At 44.8% G+C, this 16,686-nt stretch carries 12 protein-coding genes and 1 other annotated feature (1 of these 13 running past the window's edge); of the genes, 10 read left to right on the plus strand and 2 right to left on the minus strand.

What is annotated here, in order from left to right:
• Positions 1-61, plus strand: a sequence feature (ribosomal protein L20 leader region); it begins 70 nt to the left of the window's first position.
• 26 nt (positions 62-87) lie between these two features.
• The 9 genes from infC to B5Y67_RS00250 all read left to right on the plus strand — a co-directional run bounded on the left by infC (position 88) and on the right by B5Y67_RS00250 (position 11,499).
• Complete coding sequence (gene infC, locus B5Y67_RS00210) at positions 88-603, plus strand: translation initiation factor IF-3 (protein ID WP_088185784.1); 516 nt, start codon at positions 88-90, stop codon at positions 601-603.
• A gap of 21 nt (positions 604-624) precedes the next feature.
• Positions 625-822 carry a 50S ribosomal protein L35 gene (gene rpmI, locus B5Y67_RS00215; protein ID WP_047812011.1) on the plus strand — a complete coding sequence of 66 codons (198 nt, stop codon included), beginning with the start codon at positions 625-627 and terminating at the stop codon, positions 820-822.
• Between the two features lie 26 nt (positions 823-848).
• Positions 849-1,208 carry a 50S ribosomal protein L20 gene (rplT, locus tag B5Y67_RS00220; protein WP_088185783.1) on the plus strand — a complete coding sequence of 120 codons (360 nt, stop codon included), beginning with the start codon at positions 849-851 and terminating at the stop codon, positions 1,206-1,208.
• Between the two features lie 140 nt (positions 1,209-1,348).
• Positions 1,349-2,143, plus strand: a complete 795-nt coding sequence (locus B5Y67_RS00225) for an RNA methyltransferase (RefSeq protein WP_088224604.1) — start codon at positions 1,349-1,351, stop codon at positions 2,141-2,143.
• A gap of 418 nt (positions 2,144-2,561) precedes the next feature.
• Positions 2,562-3,584 (plus strand): phenylalanine--tRNA ligase subunit alpha, encoded by a 1,023-nt coding sequence (pheS, locus tag B5Y67_RS00230; RefSeq protein ID WP_170932541.1) that lies wholly within the window; start codon positions 2,562-2,564, stop codon positions 3,582-3,584.
• A gap of 12 nt (positions 3,585-3,596) precedes the next feature.
• On the plus strand, positions 3,597-6,002 hold the full coding sequence (gene pheT, locus B5Y67_RS00235; protein ID WP_088224606.1) for a phenylalanine--tRNA ligase subunit beta: 2,406 nt from the start codon (positions 3,597-3,599) through the stop codon (positions 6,000-6,002).
• Between the two features lie 43 nt (positions 6,003-6,045).
• On the plus strand, positions 6,046-6,303 hold the full coding sequence (gene zapA / locus B5Y67_RS00240) for a cell division protein ZapA (protein WP_047812022.1): 258 nt from the start codon (positions 6,046-6,048) through the stop codon (positions 6,301-6,303).
• 174 nt (positions 6,304-6,477) lie between these two features.
• A complete protein-coding gene (locus tag B5Y67_RS00245) occupies positions 6,478-9,039 on the plus strand; it encodes a U32 family peptidase (protein WP_088224607.1) in 2,562 nt (853 codons plus the stop codon).
• Between the two features lie 93 nt (positions 9,040-9,132).
• The gene (locus B5Y67_RS00250; protein WP_088224608.1) at positions 9,133-11,499 is read left to right on the plus strand and encodes an endonuclease MutS2; all 2,367 of its coding nucleotides are present in this window, start codon (positions 9,133-9,135) and stop codon (positions 11,497-11,499) included.
• Between the two features lie 245 nt (positions 11,500-11,744).
• Here B5Y67_RS00250 and B5Y67_RS00255 read toward each other — a convergent pair whose 3' ends face one another.
• Positions 11,745-14,441, minus strand: a complete 2,697-nt coding sequence (locus tag B5Y67_RS00255) for a PBP1A family penicillin-binding protein (RefSeq protein ID WP_088224609.1) — start codon at positions 14,439-14,441, stop codon at positions 11,745-11,747.
• A gap of 497 nt (positions 14,442-14,938) precedes the next feature.
• Between B5Y67_RS00255 and tyrS the strand changes: the two genes are divergently transcribed.
• Positions 14,939-16,207 carry a tyrosine--tRNA ligase gene (gene tyrS / locus B5Y67_RS00260; RefSeq protein WP_088224610.1) on the plus strand — a complete coding sequence of 423 codons (1,269 nt, stop codon included), beginning with the start codon at positions 14,939-14,941 and terminating at the stop codon, positions 16,205-16,207.
• A gap of 294 nt (positions 16,208-16,501) precedes the next feature.
• Here the strand turns inward: tyrS and B5Y67_RS25540 are convergent.
• The coding region (locus B5Y67_RS25540) for a hypothetical protein (protein WP_207652379.1) at positions 16,502-16,686 on the minus strand (185 nt) is incomplete at its 5' end.

Raw genomic sequence — 16,686 nt, forward strand, 5'->3', positions numbered from 1 at the left:
TTAATACGTGCTCATGATTGTTTAGAAGACGGGTGGTATTCATCCGTCTTTTTCTATTGTGCTAAGTTTTAATGGGGGTGGTTTCTTATTAGCAAGGACTTAAGACTCAATGACGAAATCCGGGTTAGGGAGGTCCGTCTTGTTGGGGAAGAAGGAGAACAACTTGGAATTATGGCGGTTCGAGATGCCTTGAACCTAGCAGTCGAGAAGTCTTTAGATCTCGTAGAGATCGCACCGACGGCGAAACCGCCGGTTTGCAAACTAATGGATTATGGCAAGTATAAGTATGAGCAAGCGAAGAAAGACAAGGAAGCTCGTAAAAAGCAAAAGAGCATGGAAATTAAGGAAGTCAAGCTGCGTCCCAATATTGAGGATCATGACTTTGAAACCAAGGCTCGTAATGCTCAGCGGTTTCTAAGCGAAGGGGATAAAGTGAAGGTTACTATTATGTTCCGCGGGCGGGAAGTCACTCACCCTGAACTAGGAAGAACCCTTTGTCTCAGACTTGCAGAATTCTGTAAAGCGGAGTCTAGCATAGAGCGTGATCCTAAACTTGAGGGCCGCAATATGATTATGATTTTGGCTTCTGTTAAACATGACTAATACCGAGAGGGGGATACGCAAATGCCTAAAATGAAAACTCACCGTGGTGCGGCTAAGCGCTTCAAGAAAACTGGAACAGGTAAAGTTGTTCGTATGCACGGCTTTACAAGTCACATTCTGGAGAAGAAGTCTCAGAAAAGAAAACGGAATTTACGTAAATCAGCGGTTATGAACCAATCTGATGTCAAGAGAATTAAAAACTTGATTGTTTATCTATAACGTTGCACTAAAAGGAGGTTTTTGGGATGGCCCGTGTTAAAAAAGGCATGACAAAACATCATAGACATAAAAAGATCTTAAAATTGGCGAAAGGTTATCGCGGAGGGAAAAGTAAACTTTACCGCCCCGCGAATGAACAAGTCTTAAAATCCTTAGCCTATTCTTATGCTCATAGAAAAGACAACAAAGCAAACTTCCGTAAGCTTTGGATTGCTAGAATCAATGCAGCTGCACGTATGAATGGTATTTCCTACAGCCGCTTGATGAATGGCTTGAAGAAGGCCGGGGTAACAGTTAACCGTAAGATGCTGGCAGAACTGGCAATTAGCGATGCAGCAGCATTTACTGAAATTGCAAATGTCGCTAAAGTTCAAATTAACGGCTAATTACCAAGTGAAGAGGATGCGCTAGCATCCTCTTTTTATAGATGTGTTTCCTTCGAAGCAAACGAAATTATAAAGGACTCTGCCAATGGGTAGACTATATCTATCTCTGGAGCTGGTCCCTAGGCCTTGGAGGTGGAAAGGTGCTGGAATCCTTACAAAATGAACAGGTTAAATTCATCGCCTCTTTGCAGCGGCGTAAAGTCCGTGAAGAGACGCAGCTATATGTTATAGAAGGATGGCGGTTCGTTGCTGAAGCTTTACGCAGGGATGCTCCAATAAAAAAAGTGTACGTTAGTTTAAAAGGAAAACAATCTGAGTGGAGAGACCTAAGGGAAGGATTGCAAGATCGAAGAATCCCCTTTGAGGAAGCCGATGAGCGGGTTTTTCGTAAAATGAGCGCGACGGAGGAACCGCAAGGCATTTTAGCGGTTGTAAATCAAACAAGGTATACATGGGACGATATACATATTGATGGAAAATCGGTAGTGCTTGTTTTGGACGGAGTTCAAGATCCCGGAAATCTGGGGACGATTCTCCGTACTGCCTTGGCGGCGGGAGTTCGTTACGTTTGTTTAACGTCGGGAACCGTTGATATTTATAATCCCAAAGTGCTGCGCAGTACTATGGGAGCCCTTTTTTCCTTAGTCCTTCTCCCGGGCTTGTCTCCGGAGGCAGTGCTAAGCTTTTGCCAAAAACAGGGTCTTCGGACAATTTTAGGAGATACAAAAGGAAGAGCACTCTACGAGACGAATTTATTGAATGGGCCTTTAGCTTTGGTTGTGGGGAATGAAGGAAATGGTCCATCCTTTACCTTTCAAAGGGAGGACGTGCAAAGAGTTACGATTCCTATGGCGCAGGAAGTGGAATCACTTAATGTAGCCATGGCAACGGGAATTCTTCTTTACGAGATTGTGCGCCAAAGGGATTTCTTGTAATTTACTGGGGCGCTATGCTATAATAGCTTGATAACTTGTTGATAGTTTACAATATTTATAAAGCGATGATAGGGTAAAAAAGGATTGTTTCTTCACAGGGAGGTGGGCCAAGACTGTAAGCCTGCTAAGAAAGTATCCTCCTCTTAGAAAAAGAGGTTAAATTTCGCCCTGGAGCGGCTTTTTGATCTGTAGAAAAGCCCGGTTTCCGCCGTTACCGGAACATGAGTGTGGCTTAAAAAGCCAAACCAGGGTGGTACCGCGAGAATGACGCTCGTCCCTTTTGTAGGGGATTGGGCGTTTTTATTATAACCTTAAGCGAGGATCATATCGTCTCACCAAAGGATGGATAGGCATTACTAATGAGTGATGAGACGCTTACGCAGAGTTTGGAATTTGGAAATTGGAAAGGATGGTTGTCTTGAAGAAAGAAATACTTCGCATTGGAGAAGAGGCCCTGCGTGAATTGCAGCAACTAGATAAGTCGGAAGCTCTTCAGGAGCTTAAGGTCAAGGTGCTTGGCAAGAAAGGGACTTTAACAGCATTGCTGAGGCAGATGGGTAGTTTAAGTCCCGAAGAGAGGCCGGTTATGGGACAAGTGGTTAATGAGATGCGCAGCCGCTTGGAAAAAGCTTGGGAAGAACGAAGCGCGGAGTTGGAAGCTATTGCTCTGGAGAAACGTTTAGCTGCAGAGCGCATCGACATTTCTTTACCCGGCAGCCGTGTTGCCCGCGGGCATTATCACCCCTTGACTCAGGTTGTCGAAGAGATTGAAGATATTTTCCTGGGGATGGGCTTCCAGATTGCTGAGGGACCGGAAATCGAATCGGATTATTACAATTTCGAGGCGCTTAACCTTCCTAAAGATCATCCGGCTCGGGAAATGCAGGATTCCTTTTATATCACAGAAGAAATATTGCTGCGGACTCAAACTTCTCCTGTTCAGATTCGGACCATGGAAAAACTTCGCCCTCATTTACCGGTGAAGGTCATTGCTCCTGGGACAGTTTATCGAAATGACGATGATGCCACACATTCTCCGATGTTCCATCAAGTTGAGGGACTTATGGTTGATCAAGGGATTCGGATGTCCGATCTAAAGGGGATTTTGCTGAATTTTTCAAGGCAGATGTTTGGCGAATCTCGTGAAATTCGCTTGCGGCCCAGTTTTTTCCCATTTACTGAGCCAAGCGCTGAAGTAGATGTTTCCTGTATGCTTTGTGGAGGAGCGGGATGCCGCCTTTGCAAAGGAACCGGGTGGATTGAAATTTTAGGTTCGGGAATGGTTCACCCAAAAGTCCTGGAAATGGGCGGATATAACCCGAAGGAGGTCACAGGTTTTGCCTTTGGCATGGGCGTTGAGAGAATTGCCATGCTGAAGTTTGGCATTGAGGACATGAGACTTCTTTTTGATAATGATTTGCGCTTCTTGCAGCAGTTTTAAGGGGGAAAGACTATGAAAGTCAGTATGGAATGGCTTCGCGAACTGGTGGATGTCAATCAGAACGCCGAAGAGTTGGCAGAAACATTAACTCGCGGCGGAATTGAGGTAGAAAATGTTGAAAATCTTAATAAAGGGTTTGAAAAGGTAGTCATTGGGGAAATTAGTTCTTTGACTAGGCATCCTAATGCCGACAGGCTATGGGTCTGCGACGTTAATTTAGGTCAGCAAAACGTAACAATCGTTACCGGTGCCCAGAATTTACAGGCCGGAGACCGAATCCCTGTAGCCATGATAGGCGCTGCCTTGCCCAATGACTTGTCGATTCGGAAGTCGAAGCTGCGAGGTGTAGTTTCAGAGGGGATGTTATGCTCGCGTGAAGAGCTCCTGCTTGATGCTTCCGTAGGCTTGGACCGCAGCGAAGGCGGTATTCTGGTCTTAGCGGCCGAGGCTCCAATTGGGGAGAATTTTGGCAAATATTTAGGGCGTGAAGACAGTGTTTTAGATTTAGAACTCTATCCCAATCGCCCCGATTGTTTGGCGATGGTTAATGTGGCACGCGAAGTGGCGTCACTCACCGGTAAACAGCCCCATTTGCCCAAATGGGCAGATACAGCGAAGGGATTAGATCTTCCTGTTGCCGGAGATTTTAAGATTATCATTGAAGAGGAAGAGTTGTGCCGCCGTTATGCCGGTTTAGTTGTTGAGGATGTTCATATTGCTCCTTCACCGGAATGGATGCAGCGAAAACTCAAGGCGGCTGGGGTTCGGCCAATTAGTAATATCGTCGATATTACGAACTACTGTATGTTGGAGATGGGGCAGCCTTTACATGCTTTTGACCGGGATAAGATTACAGGGAACATTCATGTTCGTAGTGCTAAAGCGGGAGAAAAAATTGTCACTCTCGATGGAGTTGAGCGATCTCTTCAAGCGGATACTCTGCTCATCGCCGATGATCGACAAGCTTTAGCAGTTGCAGGCGTCATGGGAGGTTTTGACAGTGAAGTAACGGGGGATACGAAACGTTTATTAATAGAGTCGGCCCATTTTGCCGGAGTAAGTATACGCAGGACAAGCCGAAGGCTGGGACTCAGGTCAGAAGCTTCAAATCGTTACGAAAAGGGTGTTAATCCTTACGGTTGTGTGGCAACCTTGGGACGAGTATGTGAATTGCTGCTGGAATTAGGAGCAGGACGCCCTGTGGCCTTCCTTGATGAGCTAAAGACTCTTCCTCCGCAGCGTCAGATTACACTATCAGTACAGCATACCTCTATCGTTCTTGGCCTTGAGCTGAAGGACTCGGATATCCGACAAGTTCTGGAAAACCTAAACTTTAAGTACGAGGAAAAGGAAGGCATCTTCGTTGTAGAGATTCCCACCTATCGTGCGGATTTGGAAATTGAGGAAGATCTCATGGAGGAAGTTGCTCGTTTAATGGGATATGATCTAATCCCTACGACCTTGCCGCAAGGGGATACGACTCAAGGAAGAAGGACACCGGAACAGGACTTTCGCCGTCGCTTGCGCAGGGTACTTGTTCAATCCGGAATGGATGAGGTTATGACTTATACCTTTACTGGTGCTGCTAAAGACGCCCAGTGGGGGAGCGCTCAGCACTCGATTTCTTTGCTTAACCCCTTAAGGGAAGAACTTAGCGTGATGCGTACGTCGTTGGTGCCCGGATTGTTAGAGGTTGCGGCCAAGAACACGGCACGGCGCAATACGGAAATTAGTATTTTTGAAGTTGGGACGACTTACTGGGGGGATGAAAAACCCTTGCGTGAGCTTCCGCGTGAAGTATTGCGAGTGACTGGGGTTGCCGTTGGGAAGAGCGGCAGGCATTGGCTAAATTCCCAGACTCAATATGACTTTTTCTACGTCAAGGGAATTTTGGAGGAGATTGTTCGGGAGTTTGGACTTAAATTTGATTATCGAGTGCCGGAAAATCGTCCTCGGCTCCATCCTGGACGTTCAGCTGATGTTTATCTTCACAATGAATGTATCGGCTTTTTGGGTGAGATACATCCTTCGGAAGAAAAAGAATGGGCTCTGGAGCGGGCTGTAGTCTTTGAGTTGGATTTGGGTGTCTTATTTAAGCATATGCGGCCGATCGTGCGTGCGCAATCCATTCCGCGTTTTCCTGCAATCAATCGTGATTTGGCAGTCGTGGTACCCATAGATACTTCCTCTGCGGCGGTGATGACTAAGATTCACAAGCTCGGAGGGGAACTGCTGCAGAACGTAGAACTATTTGATGTCTATACCGGCAAGTCAATACCAGAAGGACGCAAAAGCCTTGCTTTTTCCTTGCGCTACCAATCGCTGGAGCGGACTTTAACCGATGAAGAAGTAAATAACTTGAATTCTCGCATTTTAGAGGGAATTCAGCAGGAATTTGATGCAGAATGGCGAAAATAGAAAGCGTTTCGGCAAAGTAGCAAGAAGAGAGCGGGGGAAAATTGTGGCTCAGGAATCAGTCAAAGTCACTGTTGAAATTTTTGGAGAGAAGCACGTGGTCCGCGGTGAAGGAACAGAAGCGTATATCCAGGGGTTGGCTCACGAAGTGGACAAAAAAATGCGTTTGATTTCCCAACGACTCCCTCGCTTAGGCATTCACCAAGTGGCAATATTAACTGCACTTAATTTGGCGGATGATCTTGCCAAGCTGCGAGAGGAGCAAGAAACTCTCATGCAGCTGCTGGGCGAAAAGACTGAATAGCTAAGGAAATTTTTGGGTGAGGGAGCATCTTAAACTACTTTGCAAGCGGTTTGAGATGCTCCCCATTGTTTTGCATTAAAGTATGAGAAATTGTACATATCTAAGCTAAGCAATTATAATAAGTATGTTCATTGGAGTGGATAAACAAAATATGAGGGTGGAGCGTAAAATTAAATGAACAATCAAAGAGAAGCGGTAGTGGAAAGTGAAACACCCCCTCTGGAGCTTCTGGCGCCTGCAGGAAGTTTTGAAGCATTCAAGGCAGCTGTGGAAAACGGTGCCGATGCAGTCTACCTGGGAGGCAAAAGTTTCAGCGCACGGGCAAGTGCCGCAAATTTTGATTTGGAAGAGCTGCGTAAAGCAGTCTGCTATGCTCATGAACGGCAGGTTAAAGTCTACCTAACAGTTAACATATTGATTGCGGATCAAGAGTTTCAAGAGCTGATGGACTACCTTTATGCTGTTTATGATATTGGTGTTGATGCTGTCATACTACAGGACTTGGGAGCTGCAAATCTTATTCGTGCAATTCTGCCGGAACTGGAAATCCATGCGAGCACGCAAATGACGATTAACACAACATGGGGTGCTCAACATATGGAAAGACTCGGCTTTTATCGAGTTGTCCTTGCAAGAGAAACTTCTGCAGCTGAGATCAAAACTTTGTCTGCAAGTACTTCTTTAGATCTGGAAGTTTTTGTACATGGTGCACTTTGTGTATGTTATTCCGGCCAGTGTCTGATGTCCAGCTTTATCGGAGGAAGGAGCGGGAATCGAGGCACTTGCGCCCAGCCATGCCGGATGACTTATCAGCTGGTAAATCAAGAGCGCAAAAATCTATTGGCTGTTAAGAATTTAGGGGAGCATATATTAAGCCCCAGGGACTTGAATTTAGTAGAGGATTTAGCGGAGTTGAAGGAGATTGGGGTTCATTCTCTGAAAGTAGAAGGCCGAATGAAACGACCAGAATATGTGGCAACAGTAATTAGGCTGTACAGAAAGGCTCTTGATCGAATTGAACGTCAAGGAGAGAATGGCCCCCTACTTACAACAGAGGAACATCAAGAATTATTGCAAATCTTCAATCGTGATTTTACCAAGGGATATCTGAGAGAAAATCCTGGTGCGGATCTAATGAGTTACAGTCGTCCAAACAATCGGGGAACACGTCTTGGACGTGTAGTGAGTCTCAACTCAGGACGATTAGATCTCAAGCTTGAGGCTGCTATTCACCCGGGCGACGGAATTGAGTTTTGGACAGGTAGGGGACGGGAAGGAATTACTGTTGGTAACATCTGGAGAGACAAGCAACCAGTTAATGATGGCTTCCCAGGGGAAACTGTGCAAATCGAATTTACTGGGGCGGCACGTCCTGGGGATCGCGTCTTTAAAACAAATGACGCTAAGTTAATGGAGAAGGCCCGGGAAAGTTTTCAAGAAGGTAAAGAACAACGTAAGCGTCCGCTGACTATGTACCTGACGGGGCATATTGGAGATAAACTGACTTTAGAAGTTGTCGAAGGCACTCGCAGGGTCAGGGTATCTTCTGCTAATCCTGCCCAAAAGGCTTTGAAACGGCCTTTGACTTGGGACTATGCTAACCAGCAGCTTGGACGATTAGGAACTACACCTTTCTGGTTGGATCAATTAGTGGTTGAGGTTGATGAGGGTCTGATGCTGCCGGTGAGTGATCTTAATGAAATGCGGCGAATGGCGGTAGAGGAACTGCTTAAAGAAACTAATCAGCGGAATGTTGATCGATCTCTTTATCGACAAAGAATTGGCAAATGGAACAATGAATTGGCGAAAGCACGCTTAAGCTCTGGAAGGAGAAACCTGCCGCTGGTTTCTGTAGCTGTAAGCGATCCGGAAACCCTTCAGGCGGCCCTAAAGTCCGGGGCGAAAAGAGTACTCATTGGCGGAGAACACTGGCGTTCGAGGAAGAATTTTAAAATAGATGAAATACGCTCAGGGTTTGAGACCTGCCGCAAACAGGGTGTTGATTGCGCTTGGCGGCTCCCCAGAGTTTTAAATGAAACTCAGAGCATGAGACTCCTGGAGGATCTTAAAAAGGCAGCTCTTTGGCCAGAAAAGCCAAAACTTATGATCTCGAATCTCGGTGAATTGGAAATTCTGCGATCTTTGGATCCCAATTGGCCTTTTGAAACGGATTATTCTTTAAACGTTTTTAACGAGGCCAGCCTTGCTCACTTTTTGCATCTAGGCGCTCAAAGAGTAACCCTATCTCCTGAATTGCATCATGAACAATTGGCCCATTTGGCAAAATGGGGGGGGATAGAGTACTTTGTGTTTGGTGATCTGGAAATGATGGTAAGCGAATACTGTCCGGTAGGATCGACCTTGGGTGGAAAACAAGGAAGTCATTGTTCAGGTGTATGTGTTAAAGAACCCCATTATTTACGGGATCGTCTGGAGTATGACTTTCCTTTGGAGACGGATCAGGAATGCCGGATGCATCTTTATAATGTTAAGGTCTTGAATCTATATGAAGAATTGCCGCAGCTCAAACGAATGGGTGTATCCAATATACGTTTGCAGCTAACTCGCCAATCTCCTGAACAGGTAGGGCTGATCGTCAAGGTTTTTTCAGAAGCATGGGATACCTTGCAGCTTGGACACCGGTCCCTATGGACTCCGGATGAAGGAATGGCAAAGTTGACTTCCATGTTTCCGCAAGGTTTTACGAAGGGACATTTTTTTAGAGGCGTGCTTTAACTGACGCCTTGTACTAATTATTATGTTTAGGATTGCGAACGTTGATTCCAATGATGCTGGGTATTGTGTTTTTGAGTGTATTGAGGAGGATCTATGGGAATCGAAGATAAAGTATTAAAAAAGCTGGATTTCCCTAAAGTTTTAGAACGTTTGGCCGAATATTGTCTTCTTCCAAGAGCAAAAGAATTAGCCGAAGGGTTAACCCCAAAGGTTGATTGGGAAGGGGTGCGTCTTGGACTTCAAGAAACGAATGAGGGAAAAAACCTTTTGCGCGGGAACCCCCTCTTTTCTGTTCGCGGCGCTAAAGAAATACGGCCTTACCTTGAACGTTGTTTACGCGGAGGGATTATTCATGGCGAAGAATTGCTTGAGGTTCGGGACACCTTACGGGTTGGCAGAAAACTAAAACAGTACTTCCAGGAAGCTCAGGCAGAGTTTCCTGGATTATGGGAGATCACTCTTTCAATCGAGAGTCAAAAACCTTTGGAGGATGAGATTTCTCGTTGTATTACCGAGGATGGCAAGGTCGCAGACAGCGCATCATCGGAATTAGCAGAATTACGCCGTGCTATTTATCGTCTGCAGAATCGCATTCGAGAGAGTCTGGAAGGGGCATTGCGTAACCCTGCTTATCAAAAAATGCTGCAGGACCCTATCATTACCCAGCGTTCGGATCGCTATGTTATTCCCATAAAACAGGAATATCGTTCGGTTTTTCCAGGTATTGTCCATGATCAATCGGCCAGCGGTGCAACGTTATTCATTGAGCCCATGCCGGTTGTCCATTTGGGCAATGAACTGCGGGAAGTGGTTTTAAAGGAACAGCGTGAGGTTCAACGTATTCTTCAAATGCTCTCTGCCCAAATAGAGGCACGAGCAGAAGCAGTGGCAGATCTTCATGAGGCCTTGGCAAAACTTGATTTCGTCTTAGCTAAAGCAAATTTAAGTATAACAATGAATGCGGGAGCACCTGAATTAGTACCCAATCAACAATTAAAGCTGGTGCAAGCCCGTCACCCCCTGATCAGTGGTACCGTCGTTCCTCTCTCTGTTGAATTGGGGATCGATTTTGATACTTTGGTCGTTACCGGGCCAAATACCGGGGGAAAAACGGTGGCTTTAAAGGTCGTTGGTCTAATGGCGGCAATGACTCAATCTGGTCTGCACATCCCTGCGGAGAGTGATTCTCGCATGGGAATCTTTAGTCAGATTTTTGTGGATATTGGGGATGAACAAAGTGTCGAGCAGTCTCTGAGTACTTTTTCCGGTCATATGAAAAATATCGTTGATATTATTCGGCGTTCCGATGAACGGTCATTGGTCTTACTTGATGAAGTCGGTGCCGGGACAGATCCAACGGAAGGCGCGGCTTTAGCCATGGGTATTCTTGCGGAGCTGCATTCAAGAGGATGCCGGACGGTTTCTACGACCCATTATGGGGCCCTAAAAACCTTTGCCTACGAGACGCCGCGTGTAAAGAATGCCTCGGTAGAATTTGATACGGAGACCTTGCGTCCGACGTATCGGTTATTAATTGGGATTCCGGGTAAAAGTAATGCCTTTACCATCGCCAGAAGACTTGGTCTAAGTGAGCAGGTCCTTGAGCGGGCTAATACATTTGTGACCGAACGGGAAATGCAGGTTGCTGATCTCATTGAAAATCTTGGCGAGACACATCGGGAAATTGAGTTAGAAAAGCAAAAGGCCGAATCCGGACGGCAAGCGCTGGAACAGCAAACGAAGGCACTGGAAGAAAAGTCACAACGTTTAGATGAAGACTATGAACTTTTAATGACCTTAGCGAAAGAAGAAGCCGGTGAGCTTGTTCGTGAAGCAAAACGTGAAGCGGAAGCAATTATTGCCGAGTTGAAAGAAGCTCTCAAGAAGGAAAACAAACAACAACAGGACATTGAAAAGGCGCGCCAAGGTTTTCGCCGGGTTTCCAATAAACTTGAAAAAGGACGAGCGACTGAACATACCGGCGGTGGTTTGAAACCAGATCAGATTAAGCCGGGACAGACGGTTATGATGACAAAACTCAGGCAGAAGGGTCAAGTGCTGAAGCTCCCCAATGCCAGCGGTGAAGTCCTTGTCCAAGCGGGTATCATGAAAGTAATGGTGCCCTTAACAGAATTAAAGTTGGCGCGGGAAGAAAAGACAACTCCGCCCCGAAGTTCCCGGAAAGGGAATAGTCTTGGACTGCAAAAGGCAGAAGAGATTCGAAGCGAGATTGACCTGAGAGGAATGTTAGTAGAACAAGGTACCGAAGTCCTGGACAAGTTTCTTGATGATGCGGTTCTCGGCGGTGTTGGTCAAGTCTATGTAATTCATGGCAAAGGAACAGGCGCCATGCGGGCTGGAATTCAGGATTTTCTGCGAGGTCATCCTCATGTACGCAGCTACAGACTTGGCGAATATGGGGAAGGAGATTCAGGGGTCACAGTCGTTGAGCTAAAGTGAACTCGTTGAGCTAAAGTTGAACATCGGGGCGTCGGTGACGAAAGTGTCTATCCCATACAAATGCTATAGCGCTGAAGGATGGACTCCACCCTCACCGAAGCAAGGTATGGGTATGGAAACCACTCCTACTTGTAGAAGTGGAAGCCTTACGATTGGATAAACACAATAAAAACGGTTGTAATAAACTTTGGAAAGTTTATTACAACCGTTTTATTTAGCGTTGATCCCAGCTTCAGTTGATAGTTTTAGTCAGTTATCGTTAATTTTACACTTCCCGAAGACGGCCCGACTCCTGATCCATTGGGATTCTGGAAAGCGGCCCAGAAGAGGTAGTCACCGGGTATAGGAGGCTTCCCGTTGTCTGAGAGTGAAATGGAAATGGAAGTTTTAGTGGTGTGGGAGGCGTTTATCGGGAAGCTTTCTATGGTATTCTGACCGGAACGTTGAAGATAAAAAATCGTCGAATCGTTTTCACTGTTAGCAGGAACCGTCATGGGTATAACTGCTGTGTAGGTTTTGGGGTCATAGTTCACTTGACCAAGGGAAGGTTTAGGGAGAGTGGAAAGGGTTGGGTCCACTTGAGGGTTTGTGCTTGCATTCGGAGCATTTGAGTTAGGATCGGTCGAATTGGCTGTTGTTGAATCAGGAGCAGTTGAATTTAGATCATTTGAAGTCCCTGACCCCGTCATTTCACTTGGCGGTCTGTAGGGGGCTTCACTGGACGGCCATATCCAAGAGGGGGAGCGATTGGGCAGATTAAGGAATGTTCTCGCAACTACATTTTTTGTTGAGGCGTTTGCTAAGATGTTAGGGTTATCTGCATCGACGTTCTTTTGAATCCAAACATCGCTGACACGGGTAGGGAAATCCCCTTGGGCGGCTATTTCGGTGCCGATAAACTGAGGTGGAGTTAAACTGCTTGGCAGGAGACCGGATTTTGTATCGAATTGTCCGCTTACAATCCCGGCAGGTTCTTCAAACTTCGTTTGAACAGGGAGATCTTGAAGAGCGACAGTCATCACCTTTTTCCAGATTTGGGCCGGATAACTTCCACCATAGACATTGCGTAAATAATGTTTTCCATCAGGGTCAGAATCGTATCCCATCCAGACGATTCCTGTAAAATTGGGAGTATAGCCGGCAAACCAGGCATCCGGATTACCAGACTTATTGCCGTATTTATCAGGATCCAACGATGTGGTCCCGGTTTTTCCGGCAATAGCCCAGTTTCCTATTTGTGCACTATAGGCTGTACCGTCTGTAACAACACTGCGCAGCATATTGTTTATGATATAGGCTGTTGTTTCTTTCATGACCCGGGTTTTCAATATTTTGGGATTAATAATCGTGTTTTCTTTAGAATCAAGAACTTTAGCTATTGCATGTGTCGTTACTTTAACTCCGTTGTTAGCATAAACTCCATAAGCAGATGCCATATCTAAAGTGGATACTTCCGGTGTCCCAAGGGCGAGACTAAGGACACGGTCTTTGTCCTCAAGCGGTAAGCCCAAATTATCTTTGGCAAACTTCCAACCATAATCTACTCCAATGAGATTAAGAAGTTTGACAGCATAAACGTTTACGGAATCTTCCAGGGCATAACGCATAGTAATTAGGCCCTTCCAGCCTTTGTCAATGGTATCAAAATCTGTAGGAGTCCAAGCTTTACCGTTTCCGCCATTATAGCTGACAGGCATATCGTCAAGCACTGTCCCGGGGAAATATCCACCTTTTTCGATGGCTGGACCGTAAACAGCTAAAGGTTTGATCGTAGATCCGGGCTGCCGTTTGGATTGCCAGGCTCGATTTAAGCCCCGGGTTGTATATTCCCGCCCGCCAACCATCGCCAGTATTCCGCCGGACGTTGGATCAATGACCGTCATAGCGCCTTGAACCTTTGTGCTATCAATTCCCTGCGGGAAATTTGAGGGGTCGGCAAAAGCGGATTCTGCGGCGCTTTGGATTTTAGTATCAATGGTTGTATAGATCTTTAATCCGCCGCTGTAAATTTGATCTGGAGTTAAGTTATAAGTGGATTCCAACTCTTCGACTACATAATCAATAAAATAAGGGTATTTGTAATTTGCAGTGGATACGGCAGTGTTTTCAGCCCCACCTTTTTGTTTCATAGTATCGACATAAGTAAAAGGAGCATCTTTGTATTGGTCGTATTGACTGGCAGTAATCAGTCCGGCATCTTTCATGACTCCCAGTACAATATTACGGCGATTTTTGGCCGCTTCAGGATGGATATAAGGGTTATATTGACTCGGAGCTTGGGGCAGCCCTGCCAAGAGTGCGATTTGATCCGGTGTCAGAGCGTTGAGATCTCTGCCGAAATATGTTTTGGCTGCAGCTTGGATTCCGAAGGAGGATTGCCCTAAAAAGATTTTATTGAGGTAGAATGTAAGAATTTCGTCTTTGGTATATTCGTGTTCGAGTTGAAGTGCAATAATAGCTTCTTGAACTTTACGGGTCAGGGTTTTGGCTGTAGGGTCTTCAATAAAGGCATTTCTGGCAAGCTGAATAGTGATGGTGCTTGCTCCTTCTTTAGCACTTCCTGAGCGAATGTCATTGACTGCTGAACCAATAATTCGAATAGGGTCAATCCCAAAATGCTGATAAAAACGTTTGTCCTCGACTGCCACGAATGTCTTTTTGACAAGATCCGGTATTTGCGATGATTGGACGACTTGACGGTTAACTCCCCCGTACAATTGGGCTATTTGTACGTTATTCTTGTCGTAAACATAGGAGGTTTGCTTTTGATCGTTCAGTGCACTGGGATCCCATTTAGGCGTTTGTGCGGCAACAATTCCAACAAAAATCCCTCCGCCAATGATTGCTAAGATCATGAGGCTAACAAGAAACTTGATAACAATCCGAAATTTCGATGGACGACGCTTTTTTCGAGGAACTGTTGGTCTTCGAGATGATGACATGATTGAACCTCCTCCGATAAATATGAGGCTTTAGATACATGATATAATTCTTTGAATTATATCATACTTCTGCAATCCTAAGGAAATTCTAATTCTATATAGGTATGTGACAGTTCGATATGGTGTGTTGCATGTCGGATTAAGAAAAGGTATAATACAATAATACAAATCTACATTGTGAATGGTATGATTGAGAAGAAGCTTGGCAGAAGGTATCAGAGAGTCGGTGGTCCGGTGTGAACCGACACGGAAACCAAGGGTTACACCTCAAGACTGGAGTTAAAAGCTCTCGGAGTAGTTCCGTTAACGCTACAGAGCTGGGTGCCCGTTTCGCTGCAGAGAAACGGCATCAATGTGGGTGGTACCGCGGAGCATTTTCGTCCCTCAACGTTAGTTGAGGGATTTATTATTTAAATGATTCGGGAGCATTTACTAAGTAAGAACTCTAAGTATTCTATCTCATCTGAAGAGCTAAAAATATTTTTGGAGGTATGATTATGGATTTGTTTCAAGACTTGAAAGACAGAGGGCTTATTTATCAGCATACGGATGAACAATCATTACGTAAACGATTAATGTCAGGTCCCATTACATTGTATTGTGGTTTTGATCCCACCGCCGATAGCCTTCATATAGGAAGCTTGCTGCCTATACTAATATTGAAGAGATTTCAGCTAGCAGGGCATAAACCTATCGCCTTAGTCGGCGGAGGGACAGGTCTAATTGGTGATCCAAGCGGCAAAGCTTCAGAAAGAGTACTCAATCCCCAAGAAATTGTAGAAGAGTGGGCTGATAAAATAAAAGCTCAGTTAAGTCGTTTTTTGGATTTCGAAAGAAAAGACAATCCAGCGATTATTGCTAATAATTACGATTGGCTTGGTTCTCTTCAGGTCATTGAATTCTTGAGAGATATCGGTAAGAATTTTCCCTTAGGAGTTATGTTAGCTAAAGAGTCAGTTGAAACACGAATGAGTAAAGGAATTTCTTATACAGAATTCAGCTATATGATTTTACAATCCTATGACTACATGAAGCTGAACGAATTGTATGGTTGTGAACTTCAAGTGGGAGGTAGTGACCAATGGGGGAATATTACAGCTGGCATCGAACTAATTCGCCGAGCTTCTGACGAGCAAGACAAGGAAATGTTTGGTTTGACCATGCCCCTTGTCACCAAAAGTGACGGCGTTAAATTCGGGAAAACCGAGGGTGGTGCAGTCTGGTTAGATCCTAAAAAGACTTCTCCCTATAAATTTTATCAATTCTGGTTAAATACTGATGACCGGGATGTTGTTAAATTTTTAAAATACTTTACGTTCTTAACAATCGATAAAATTAATGCTTTAGCTCAAGACCTGGAAAGAGAGCCCGAAAAGAGAAAAGCCCAGCGAACTCTGGCAAACGAGGTAACAAGGTTGGTTCATGGGCAAGAAGCTCTTGACCGAGCTGAGAAAATAACGAAAGCTCTTTTTGGAGCGGGATTAAAAGGTTTATCCGCTTCCGAGGTTGAAGAGGGATTTAGTGATGTTCCCTCTGCTGCGATTGACAACGCGGATATAAGTTTTGTAGATTTATTGGTGCAAGCGGGGGTTGTCTCCTCAAAACGTCAGGCTAGAGAGTCTATTGAGAATGGTGCTATCTATGTCAATGACCTTCGCTGCAATGATTTAGAAACCTCTGTATCGCAATTGGAACGTTTAGACGGGAAATATCTTATTGTTCGGCGAGGGAAAAAGAACTATTATCTTATTAAATTTGGACAATAACTCTGCTGAGTTGATTTAATTGTTATTTCGTAAAACTTTATTCAATATCTAATTGGATCAATTTGCAATATCAATCTGGAACCAGGAGATTAGTTAATAATTTGCCTTGGGGATTTCAAAGTCTCCAGGGCAAATTAATTAATTTGTAGTATTTAAGGATGCTCATAAAGCTTAACAACGTGATCTTTAATATAAAGCAGTATTGAGATTCGTATTTACCATATTTTTCATATGGACTTTTTGAGAAATTGCAAAAAATATTATTGACAAGATAAAAATGAAATGTTAATATACTTAAGTGCCGCGAAACAAAACGCAAATATCACAAAATCGAGCGGACATTCTTTTCTGATCTTTGAAAACTAAACAACAAGGACAGCCAATGAGAGAAACTCGCAAGAGTTTCAAAAGAATCATGAAATCATGAGCAGATATCATCTTCTTTAAAGAAGTGAGATAACTTTTTTGGAGAGTTTGAT

The organism is Desulfosporosinus sp. FKB, from assembly GCF_002196705.1.
Classification (GTDB): Bacteria; Bacillota; Desulfitobacteriia; order Desulfitobacteriales; family Desulfitobacteriaceae; genus Desulfosporosinus.